This is a genomic window from Alloalcanivorax marinus, assembly GCF_016906305.1.
GTDB classification, from domain to species: Bacteria; Pseudomonadota; Gammaproteobacteria; order Pseudomonadales; family Alcanivoracaceae; genus Alloalcanivorax; species Alloalcanivorax marinus.
Genome location: NZ_JADDOL010000001.1, coordinates 243,114 through 254,147, shown reverse-complemented (window position 1 = coordinate 254,147; position 11,034 = coordinate 243,114). Strand labels below are relative to the sequence as shown.

The window sequence follows — 11,034 nt, the reverse complement described above, 5'->3', positions numbered from 1 at the left end:
GTCAGTCGCTCAGACCAACCGGCACGATGCGGTTGTCGATGAATTGCGCCCACACATAATCCTGCGGGCCCAGGGCGTCGTGCTGCTCCTTGGAGAACGGGCTTTGATAGGTTTTGATCAGGCCCGGGTAGGTGTCGATCTGGTAGTAGCCCTCGCGGATGGCGTCGCCGTCGGTGGAACCGGCGTTCTCGATGGCCAGCGCGGTCAGGTGCATGGCGTCATAGGCGTTGGCCACGCCCACCGCCGGGGTGATGTCCTGCGGACCGTTGATGTCGTCGTACTTGTCCTTCAGCGCGGCGATCACCTTTTTGCCCACTTCGGACTGGTCGCCGAAGAAGCTGTAGGTCTGCACGAAGTGGACTTTCTCGGCGCCGGGACCGGCCAGCTCGGTGAAGCGGCCGCCAGCGGGGCCCCAATGGGACACGATGGGCACGTCCCAGCCCATGCGGCGCAGGGATTTCACCACCTGGGCGGAGGGGCCCACGTTGCCCACCAGGGCGATGGTGTCGGCGCCGGCGTCACGCAGGCGGGTCAGCTGCGGCACCACGTCGATGGCGTCGCCGTCGAATTTTTCACTGCCGGCGGGCTTCATGCCCTTGGCGTCCAGGGCCGCCACCAGACCCTTGTGGTTGGACTCACCCCAGGGGTTGTTGATCATCAGCAGGCCGAATTTTTCCGAGCCGAAGGTTTTCTGGCCGTACTCCACCATGGCCACGTCCACCAGCTCGTCCATGGCGGACACCCGGAACGCGAAGTTCGGATCGGCGCCGTTCTTGGTAATCGGCGTGCCCGCCGCCCAGGGGTCCATAAAGGGCATCTTCGCCTGATTGGCCAGCGGCACGATGGCCAGGGCCACCGGCGTATCCAGCCCGCCGAACAGCACCGCCACCTTTTCCTTGTGGATCAGTTCGCGGGCGGCCACCACGCCTTTGGCCGGGTTGGACTCGTCGTCACGGCGCACCAGCACCAGTTCACGGCCGCCGAGCACGCCGCCGGCGGCGTTGATTTCGTCGATGGCCAGTTGCACGCCACGGGAGATGGCCTGGCCGGCCAGGGCCGACTGCCCGGACAGCGCCGTGATCAGGCCGATCTTCACCGGCTCCGCCGCCACGGCGGCGCGCCACGGCAGCACGGCCAGCAGCGCGGTGAGCGCGGCGGCCACTAAAACGCGAGAGATACGCAACATGGGATTCCCCTTCAGGTGTTGGGATGAACCGGACCGCGGCGCCAGCCGCCGATCCGCTTCCCCGACAACGCAAAGCCCGTGCCATGTTGCGGTTTTCCGGTATCGGGCACGCAAATTGCTTTAATTTCTGGCGTCACTTAAACCTTTAATTGTCGACAAAAAATCCCCGGATCGTGGCGGATCCATGCCGCCGCCCGGCGCCCCGGAACGGACCCCGGATGGCCACCGAACCCACGGTCCGGCGCGCACAGGCAAGGGGCAAGAAGGAGACCCGACCATGGACAACGCACCAGAGTGGAACAGCGATACACCCATTCGCGACCCCGCCGCCCTTATCGATACCTATCTGAGCATCCTGATGAAACCGGACCCGGACACCGCCCGCCAATTCGTGGCGCCGGACCTGGTGATCCGCTTCACCGGCAACCGGCCCATGGCCGACCCCGCGGAATGCACGGCCTTCAACCGGAGCCGCTACGGCTGGGTGAAAAAGCGCTTCGAAGCCACCGAGGTGGTGGCCGGCGGCACCCTGGAGCGGGCGGTGGTCTACAACATCGGCACCCTGTACGGGGAATGGCCGGACGGCACGCCTTTTGAAGGCAACCGCTACGTGGACCGTTACGTGGTCCGCGACGGACGGATTACCGAAATGGATGTGTGGAACGACAGCGCCGAATGGCTGCTGATCCGCGCCGGCCTGGCCCAGGACGCCTCATGAACCAACCACAACCCTTCGCGCCGCTGGCCGACCACGGCCGCTTCGATTACCAGGGCATCCACCAGCGACCGGACTATCACTGGCCCGGCGGCAAGCGGCTGGCGGTGTACCTGGGGTTCAACCTGGAACACTTCGCCTTTGGCGAGGGCATGGGCGCCCAGCTCGGCGCCCGGTTCGCCGAACCGGACGTGCTCAATTACGCCTGGCGGGAATACGGCAACCGGGTGGGCGCCTGGCGCTGCCTGGAGCTGTTCGATGCCCTGGGCCTGCCCGCCGGCACCATCGCCAACACCGCGCTCTACGACCATTGCCCGGAGCTGCTGGAAGCCTGCGCCGCCCGCGGTGACGAACTGATCGCCCACGGTCACAGCAACGCCAGCTACCAGGGCACCCTGGCGGAGGATGAGGAAAAAGCGCTGCTGGCCCACTGTCGCGAGCGCATGGCGGCGGCCGCCGGCACCGCCCCGTCCGGCTGGCTGTCGCCCTGGATCGGGGAATCCCGACACACTCCGGACCTGCTCGCCGAAACCGGCTACCGCTACACCCTGAACTGGTGCCACGACGATCAGCCGGTGCGTATGCGCACCCGCGACGGGCGCGGGCTGTGGGCGATTCCCTATCCCCAGGAAGTGAACGACATTCCGATGATCATCGCCCGCAAGCTGGACGCCCGGGCGTTCGCGGATATGATCGTGGATCAGTTCGACGAAATGCTGGCGCAGTCGGAAAGGCAGCCGCTGGTGATGGGCATCGCCCTGCATCCTTATTTAATGGGGCAGCCCTACCGGCTGCGGCATCTGCGCCGGGCCTTGACCCATATCGCCGCGCACCGGGACGCGCTCTGGCTGACCACCCCCGGTGCCATCTGCGACCACATGGACGGTCTGTTTCTATGAACGCTACCGCCCCCAAGGGCCGGGGCCGGCCCAAGGTCCGCCCTCAGGCCCTGGCCGGCCAGGCGCCGGCGGCCCGGGAAAAACCCGCCGACAAGGAGCAGCGGATCTACGCCGCTATCGTCGACCGGGTCATGGAGCAGCGGCTCAAACCCGGCACCCGCCTGCCGGAAGCCGCCCTGTGCGAACTGTTCGGCGTGGGCCGGACCCTGGTTCAGAAAGTGCTGCAGCGGCTCGCCCACGACCATATCGTGGAACTGCGCCCCAATCGCAGTGCCATCGTCGCCATGCCCAGCCGTGAGGACGTGGGCAAGCTGTTCGAAGCCCGCCGGGCCCTGGAAGCGGCGGTGCTGCCGCTGGTGGCGGCCCACGCCAGCCGTGCCGATTACGCTTCCTTGCGCCGCCAGTTACGAAAGGAACGGGACGCCATGCACCGCTACGCCCAGACCGAATGGGCGGGTCTGGCCAGCGCCTTTCATTTGCGGCTGGGCGAGCTGTCCCGCAACCCCATGCTGCACCGCTATCTGGCCGAGATCATTTCCCGCTGCTGCCTGGTGGTGGCGCTGTTTCAGCCCCCGGGCAACGCCACCTGCGAGCACGATGAGCACGGGCGGGTGGTGGATTGCCTGGAAGCCGGCGACGTGGCCGGCGCCCAGCGCGAGAACGACCGCCACCTGCGGGACCTGGAAGCCCATCTTCAACTGGTCGAGGAAGACACGGATCTGAGCCTGGCGGATATGCTGGGTCTGTCCGCCCGCTCTTGAGATCGCCGCGGACCGTCGCCACTAGACAAGGAGACTCGCTCATTTTCGAGTTCACCCACAGCAGCAAGGGAGTGTGAGCATGCGTATCGATCTGTCCGGCAAGAAGGCGGTGGTGTCCGGATCCACCGCCGGCATCGGCTTTGGCATCGTTCAGGGCCTGGCGGCCGCCGGCGCCGAGGTGGTGATCACCGGCCGAACCCGCCAGCGCGTGGATCAGGCCATCGAGCGGCTCAAGGCCGACCTGCCCGACGTTACCGCCCACGGCGTGGAAGCGGACCTGGGCACCGCCGAAGGGTGCCAGGCCCTGATCGACGCCCATCCGGAAGCGGATATTCTGGTCAATAACGTGGGCATTTTCCGGCCCACCCCGTTTTTTGATATTCCCGATGAAGACTGGGAGCAGTTTTTCCAGGTCAATGTGATGAGCGCGGTCCGTCTGTCCCGCCACTACGCCCAGGGCATGAAAAAACGGGACTGGGGCCGGGTGCTGTTTTTGTCCAGCGAATCGGCGCTCAATATCCCCACCGAAATGGTCCACTACGGCATGACCAAGAGTGCCGTGCAGTCCATCTCCCGGGGCCTGGCCAAGGTGCTCAGCGGCACCAAGGTGACCGTCAACGCGGTGTTGCCCGGGCCCACCCGATCCGAAGGCGTCGGCAAAATGCTGCATGAAATGGCCGAGGAAAAAGGCCTTTCCGAGCAGGAGATGGAAGAGCGCTTCGTGAAGGAAAACCGGCCCACGTCGATTATTCAGCGGGTCGCCGATGTGGAGGAAGTGGCCAATATGGTGGTCTATCTGGCGTCCCCGCAGGCTTCCGCCACCACCGGCGCGGCCCTGCGCGTGGAAGGTGGGATCGTGGATACCATGGCTTGATCATGGCCTGATCAGCGACCGGCGCCGCGGCGGGGTCCGGCTGGTATACTCGCCGCCATGACCAATAAGCTGATTATTCTCGACCGCGACGGCGTCGTTAACGAAGACTCCGACGCCTACATCAAAACCCCGGACGAATGGCACCCGCTGCCCGGCAGCGCGGACGCCATCGCCCGGCTCAACCGGGCCGGCTACCGGGTGGTGGTGGCCACCAACCAATCCGGTCTGGCACGCGGCCTGTTCGACACCACCACCCTGGAGGCCATTCACGCTCGCATGGTCGACCATCTCGCGGAGGCCGGTGCCCGCCTCGACGGTATTTACGTCTGCCCCCATGGCCCGGACGACGGCTGCGACTGCCGCAAGCCCGCCGCCGGACTGATCGACCAAATTGTTGCCGATTATGGCGAGGTGGCCGGCGTGCCCCTGGTTGGTGATAGTCTCAGAGACCTGCAGGCCGGCGTTGCCCGGGGCTGCCGCCCGGTGCTGGTGCTCACCGGCAAGGGCCGGCGCACCCTGGACAAGGGCCTGCCCGAGAACCTGGGCCCGGTGGTGGTTTATGACTCCCTGGCCCGCTTTGTCGATCAGTTTCTCAAGGACGCTCCATGAACCCACCCGCCGGCGCCCGCCGCGCCACTCCGGGCATCGTCATTCGCAGTGTGCTGTTTTTTATTCTCTATAACCTGGCCGGTGTCGTTCACAGCTTTTTCTGTGTGCTGATCGGGCCATTTTTACCGTTTAGAAAACGTTACCGTTTCGTGAACCTTTGGACCGGTTTTTCCATGGCACTGCTTCGCCACCTGAACGGCGTGCGGGTACGCGTGGAGGGCCGCGAGCATCTGCCGGCGGGCGGCTTCGTGGTGCTGGCCAATCACCAGAGCAGTTGGGAAACCTTCTTTTTACAATTATTGATTTCCCCACAGGCCACGGTGCTGAAACGGGAACTGTTGTGGCTGCCGTTCTTCGGCTGGGGACTGGCGTTGTTGCGCCCCATCCGCATCGACCGGGGCAAGGGAAGGGCGGCCCTGAAAGCACTGCTCAGCCAGGGCACGTCGCGCCTGCACGAGGGCGTTCCGGTGGTCATTTACCCGGAGGGTTCGCGCCAATCACCGGGCACCCTGGGCCATTTTAATCACGGCGGCGCGTTGCTGGCCTGCCGTGCCGGCGTGCCGGTGGTGGCGATGGCGCACAACAGTGGCGATTGCTGGCCGGCCCGCTCCTGGTTGCGCTTTCCCGGTGAAATCACCCTGCGTATCAGTCCGGTGATTAATACCGATGGCAAGGACGCAAAAACCGTGACCGCCGCCGCCGAACAGTGGATTATTTATCACTATCCGGGACGGTTAAACAAAAATACAACGCCCTAATTGCGTTTTCCCGGGATAATACTTACAGTCGGCCGCGATAGCCGCTTATAACTCATGTTCGTCGCTACCGTTAAGGAACACCCGAAATGACCATTAATTTGGATGATTACTCCGTCGCCGATCTCGAAAAACTGATCCGCCAGGCGGAGCGCAAGCTCGAGAAAAAACGCATGGAAGCGGTGAAGAACGCTCAGGCGGAAATCAACAAGATCGCCAAGGATCTGGGCGTTTCCGTGGACGACCTGCTGGAAGAGAACAAGGGTCGCAAGAAGAAGACCACCGCACGCAAATCCACCACCCGTAAGAAAAAGGCGGGCGTGCGTAAACCGGCGAAGATCAAATACCGCAATCCGAAGGACAGCTCCCAGACCTGGACCGGCCGTGGCAAACGCCCGGTGTGGCTGCGCGAAGCAGTGGAGCAGGGCGCCAAGCTGGAAGACTTCGAGGTTTAAAATCCGCCTTGTTCGGCGCGACCGGCCCCGCCGGTCGCGCGTCCTTTCCGGTCGATCAGATATCCAGGTTGGACACCTGCAAGGCGTTGGACTCGATGAACTGGCGCCGGGGGTCCACGTCATCGCCCATCAGGGTGGTGAAGATCTGGTCGGCGGCGATCGCATCCTCCACCGTCACCTGCAGCATACGTCGGGATTCCGGATCCATGGTGGTTTCCCACAGCTGGTCCGCGTTCATCTCACCAAGACCCTTATAGCGCTGCACGCTGGTGCCGCGACGGGCCTGTTGCATCAGCCAGCTCAGGGCATCGGCGAAGTGGCGGATCGGCCGCCGGCTCTCACCCCGTTCCACCGCCGCGTCTTCCGCCAGCAGACCTTCCAGGGTTTCCCCCAGGTGCTTGATGCGCTCGTAGTCCGGTGACTGCAGGAACTCCAGAGAAACCCGGTATTCGCGGGGTAGCCCGTGAGCGATTACTTGCACACGTGGCAGGAAAAGACCGCGTTCCTTGTCTTCCTCGGCGCTCACCGTGAAGCTCTGGGTGGCGTCGGTGAGGGCGTCGACCCGGGCACCCAGGCGCTGGCACCACTCTTCCATGGCCGCCCGGTCGGACAGACGCTTCTCGTCCAGGGAGCCCATGTAGATCATCTGCTCCAGCACCACCGCCGGGAACACCCGGGACTGACGCTCGACGATGCGCATGACCTGCCGGTATTCGGCGATCAGCTTGGCCAGCGGCTCGCCGCTAACCGGCGGCGCGCCGTCGCCGGGGTAAAGGGCGGCCTTGTCCAGCGCCAGGGTGGTGAGGTAGTCCTCCAGGGCCGGATCGTCCTTGATGTAGGTTTCCTGCTTGCCCTTTTTCACCTTGTACAGAGGCGGCTGGGCGATATAAATGTGGCCGCGCTCGATCATCTCCGGCATCTGCCGGAAGAAGAAGGTGAGCAGCAGGGTACGGATGTGGGAGCCGTCCACGTCCGCGTCGGTCATGATGATGATGCGGTGGTAGCGCAGCTTGTCCGCGTTGTATTCGTCGCGGCCGATACCGCAACCCAGGGCGGTAATCAGGGTAGCTACTTCCTGGGACGACAGCATCTTGTCGAAGCGCGCCTTCTCCACGTTCAGGATCTTACCCTTGAGAGGCAGGATCGCCTGGTACTTGCGGTCGCGGCCCTGCTTGGCGGACCCGCCCGCGGAGTCACCCTCCACGATGTACAGCTCGGACAGCGCCGGGTCCTTCTCCTGGCAGTCCGCCAGCTTGCCGGGCAGGCCGGCGATGTCCAGGGCGCCCTTGCGGCGGGTCATTTCCCGGGCCTTGCGGGCGGCGTCCCGGGCGCGGGCGGCGTCGATGATCTTCTGCACGATCATCTTGGCCTCGCTGGGATGCTCCAGCAGGTAATCCTGGAACCGCTCGGACATGGTCTGCTCCACCGCGGTCTTCACCTCGGAGGAAACCAGCTTGTCCTTGGTCTGGCTGGAGAATTTGGGGTCCGGCACCTTCACGGAAATCACCGCGGTCAGGCCTTCCCGGGCATCGTCCCCGGACGGGTTGGCTTTTTCCTTCTTGAGGAAGCCTTCCTTGTCCATGTAGTTGTTGAGACTGCGGGTGAGGGCGGCGCGGAAGCCGGCCAGGTGGGTGCCGCCGTCCCGCTGGGGAATGTTGTTGGTGAAGCAGAAGATGTTCTCCTGGTAGGAGTCGTTCCACTGCATGGCCACTTCCACGGTAATGCCGTCATCCCGCTCGATCTGGAAGTGGAACACCTCGTTCAGGGCGCTTTTGCTCTGGTTCAGGTAGCTGACGAAGGCGCTCAGACCGCCATCGTACTGGAACACGTCCTCGTCGCCGCTGCGCTCGTCCATCAGGTGGATGCGCACGCCGGAGTTCAGGAAGCTCAGCTCACGCAGGCGTTTGGCCAGGATATCGTAGTGGAACTTGATGTTGCTGAAGGTCTCGGCGGAGGGGCGGAAATGCACCGCGGTGCCGGTACTGTCGGTGGTGCCCACCACTTCCAGGTCCTTCTGCGGCACGCCGTGCTGGTAGCTCTGCTCGTAGACGTTACCGTGGCGGCGGATGGTCAGCTTGAGGTGCTCGGACAGGGCGTTCACCACGGACACACCCACACCGTGCAGGCCGCCGGACACCTTGTAGGAGTTATCATCGAACTTACCCCCGGCGTGCAGCACCGTCATGATCACCTGGGCGGCGCTCACGCCTTCCTCCGGGTGCATGTCCACGGGGATGCCCCGGCCGTTGTCCGATACGGAGACCGACTCGTCCGGGTGGATGATCACCTTGATCTCCGAGCAATGGCCGGCCAACGCCTCATCGATGGAGTTATCCACGATTTCGAAGACCATGTGGTGCAAGCCGGTGCCATCGTCGGTATCACCGATGTACATACCGGGACGTTTACGAACCGCATCCAGACCCTTGAGCACCTTGATGCTGGATGAATCGTAGTTTTTCTCCGCCATGTCCTAATCCTATGGGTCGTCCGATATCCGTCGAACACGGCCATGTTCCACGTGGAACATTCTTGCCGCTTCGCCCGTTTCCACCACCGCGGGGCCCAGCTGTTCCCGGTCCACCGCGGTAATCAATGTTTGGTGCGCGCCCCGGGCCAGAAACGCCAGCAGCGTCGCCCGATGGTCCTGATCCAGCTCCGAGCCCAGATCATCCACCAGCAGGGTGCAGACCTTTCCCGCCGCCGCGATCAACGGCAGCTGGGCCAGCACCAGGCCATAGGCCAGTACCTTCGCTTGCCCGCGGGATACACGATCCCGGGCCAGGGTGCCGCCCACGGTGATCTTCAGCTCCGAGCGATGAAACCCGGTTTGGGTGAACCCGCGACGCAGATCGTCTTCGCGGGTGCGGGTCAGAGCGTCCAGATAGGACTCGCCGTCCCGGAGGCCGGTCTGCAGCGTCAGGTCGCCTTTCAACTCCGGCGCCAGCAGTGCGAGCACCGCTTTCCACTCCGCCTTCAAACGTTGCAAATACCCACTTCGCAACCCTTCAATACTACCAGAAGTCGCCGCCAGTTTCTGGTCCCAGTATGTCAGCTCACGAGGGCTGATACGGCGACTGCGGAGCAGGGCGTTCCGGTGTTTCAGGGCGGTGTTCGCTTCCTTCCAAGCGGGAAGGAAAGAATGTTCCACGTGGAACATTCCCCAATCCACGAACCGCCGGCGCAGGGCGGACGCGCCGAACACCAGCTCCACCGATTGAGGATGCAGCGCCAACACCGGCAGCAACGCCGCCACGTCACTGAGCGCACCCGGGGTGGCGCCGTTCAATTTCAGGGAATCGATACCGGAGGGAGAGCGGCGCACCCCCAGACGATGCTCAAGCTCGCCCTGGGCCACCCGAGCGAACAGGGTCGCCGCCGGCGCGCCGTCCCGGACCAGCCTGGACAGGCGGCCACCGCGAAACGAGCGGCCACCACTGCCGATGAAATAGATGGCTTCCAGCAGGCTGGTCTTGCCGCTGCCGTTGTCGCCAAAAATCAGGTTCAGACCCGGCGCCGGAGCCAGCTCGGCTTCCCGATAATTACGGAAGTCGGTCAGTCGCAGATCGGTCAGCATGGACGGGGCAGGGGCGAGGGCAAAGAGGCGGGGAGCGGCGGCCCGGCGGAGTCGCCGGGCCGGGTAACGGACGGAGAATCAGAGACGCATGGGCATGACCACATACAGGGCCGCCTCGTGCTCCGGATCGGTGATCAGCGCACTGCTGTTGCTGTCGCCCAGTTCCAGGCGGGCCTGGGTGCCGTCCATGGTGTTGAGCACGTCCAGCAGGTAGCTGACGTTGAAGCCGATTTCCAACGGGCCCCCGTCGAAATCCACGGACACTTCTTCCTCCGCTTCCTCCTGCTCCGGGTTATTGGCCACGATACGCAGGCTGCCCTCGGAGAGCTGCACCCGCACGCCGCGATACTTCTCGTTGGAAAGAATCGCCACCCGGGCCAGGGCCTGGCGCAGGGTCTCCCGGTCGGCCAGAACAATGCGCGAGCCGTCCTTGGGAATCACCCGCTCGTACTCCGGGAACTTGCCGTCCACCAGTTTGGAGGTAAAGGTAATGGAGCCCGCTACGATGCGGACATGATTGCGGCCCAGGGTCAGACGCACGCTCTCGCCGGCGTCGGACAGAATACGGGCCAGCTCCATCACGCCCTTGCGCGGCAGGATCACCGAGGCCTCTTCGCTCTGGCCTTCCATGCTGGCGTCGCACAGGGCCAGCCGGTGGCCGTCGGTGGACACCGCCCGCAGCATGCCCGGGCGCAGCTCGAACAGCATGCCGTTCAGGTAGTAACGCACGTCCTGCTGGGCCATGGAGAAGGCGGTATGGTCGATCAGGTCTCGCAGCGCGGACGGGGCGATCTCCAGCACCGAGCCGGCGTTGTCCTCGTCCTGGTTGGGAAACTCGGACGCCGGCAGGGTGGTCAGCGAGAAACGGCTGCGGCCGGAGCGCACCAGCATGCGTTCGCCGTCCATCTCAAAGCGAATGTCCGCCTCCGCCGGCAGGCTCTTGGCGATGTCCACCAGCTTGCGGGCGGGCACCGTGGTTTCCCCGGCCTGGTGCTCGCCTTCCAGCGGCAACCGGGCCACCAGCTCCAGTTCAAGATCGGTACCGGTCAGGGAAAGCTGACCGTCGCCCACTTCCATAAGCACGTTGGACAGCACCGGCAACGTCTGGCGTTTTTCGACCACCGCGGCCACCTGCTGCAGCGGCTTGAGCAGTTGTTCACGGTTGATGGAGAATTTCATGTCTCGCTTTCCCGTTATCAGTGG

11 protein-coding genes are annotated in these 11,034 nt (G+C 64.2%); 7 read left to right on the top strand and 4 right to left on the bottom strand.

From position 1 onward, the window contains the following. Position 1: 1 nt before the first annotated feature. A complete protein-coding gene (locus IM760_RS01210; RefSeq protein WP_204426722.1) occupies positions 2-1,186 on the bottom strand; it encodes an ABC transporter substrate-binding protein in 1,185 nt (394 codons plus the stop codon). 277 nt (positions 1,187-1,463) lie between these two features. On the opposite strand from IM760_RS01210, the gene IM760_RS01205 reads away from it, so the two are divergent. The 7 genes from IM760_RS01205 (at position 1,464) to IM760_RS01175 (ending at position 6,254) form a co-directional block, all read left to right on the top strand. Continuing rightward, positions 1,464-1,904 carry a nuclear transport factor 2 family protein gene (locus IM760_RS01205; RefSeq protein ID WP_228232713.1) on the top strand — a complete coding sequence of 147 codons (441 nt, stop codon included), beginning with the start codon at positions 1,464-1,466 and terminating at the stop codon, positions 1,902-1,904. After that, positions 1,901-2,800 (top strand): polysaccharide deacetylase family protein, encoded by a 900-nt coding sequence (locus IM760_RS01200; RefSeq protein ID WP_204426720.1) that lies wholly within the window; start codon positions 1,901-1,903, stop codon positions 2,798-2,800. Before IM760_RS01205 ends, IM760_RS01200 begins: the two co-directional genes overlap by 4 nt. Further along, complete coding sequence (locus IM760_RS01195) at positions 2,797-3,561, top strand: GntR family transcriptional regulator (RefSeq protein ID WP_204426719.1); 765 nt, start codon at positions 2,797-2,799, stop codon at positions 3,559-3,561. The genes IM760_RS01200 and IM760_RS01195 overlap by 4 nt, the downstream gene beginning before the upstream one ends. A gap of 79 nt (positions 3,562-3,640) precedes the next feature. Then, entirely contained in the window at positions 3,641-4,435 is a 795-nt protein-coding gene (locus IM760_RS01190) for an SDR family NAD(P)-dependent oxidoreductase (protein ID WP_204426718.1), read from the top strand. 57 nt (positions 4,436-4,492) lie between these two features. Continuing rightward, a complete protein-coding gene (gene gmhB / locus IM760_RS01185) occupies positions 4,493-5,044 on the top strand; it encodes a D-glycero-beta-D-manno-heptose 1,7-bisphosphate 7-phosphatase (protein ID WP_204426717.1) in 552 nt (183 codons plus the stop codon). Beyond that, positions 5,041-5,802, top strand: a complete 762-nt coding sequence (locus IM760_RS01180) for a lysophospholipid acyltransferase family protein (RefSeq protein WP_204426716.1) — start codon at positions 5,041-5,043, stop codon at positions 5,800-5,802. The genes gmhB and IM760_RS01180 overlap by 4 nt, the downstream gene beginning before the upstream one ends. 86 nt (positions 5,803-5,888) lie before the next feature. Then, the gene (locus IM760_RS01175) at positions 5,889-6,254 is read left to right on the top strand and encodes an H-NS histone family protein (RefSeq protein WP_204426715.1); all 366 of its coding nucleotides are present in this window, start codon (positions 5,889-5,891) and stop codon (positions 6,252-6,254) included. A 55-nt stretch (positions 6,255-6,309) separates the two neighbouring features. Here the strand turns inward: IM760_RS01175 and gyrB are convergent, their stop codons facing one another. The 3 genes from gyrB to dnaN form a co-directional block, all read right to left on the bottom strand. Further along, positions 6,310-8,724, bottom strand: a complete 2,415-nt coding sequence (gyrB, locus tag IM760_RS01170; RefSeq protein ID WP_204426714.1) for a DNA topoisomerase (ATP-hydrolyzing) subunit B — start codon at positions 8,722-8,724, stop codon at positions 6,310-6,312. A 9-nt stretch (positions 8,725-8,733) separates the two neighbouring features. Next, positions 8,734-9,831, bottom strand: coding sequence for a DNA replication/repair protein RecF (recF, locus tag IM760_RS01165; protein WP_204426713.1), 1,098 nt, complete (start codon positions 9,829-9,831; stop codon positions 8,734-8,736). A 78-nt stretch (positions 9,832-9,909) separates the two neighbouring features. Further along, positions 9,910-11,010, bottom strand: coding sequence for a DNA polymerase III subunit beta (gene dnaN / locus IM760_RS01160; protein ID WP_204426712.1), 1,101 nt, complete (start codon positions 11,008-11,010; stop codon positions 9,910-9,912). Positions 11,011-11,034: the final 24 nt, after the last annotated feature.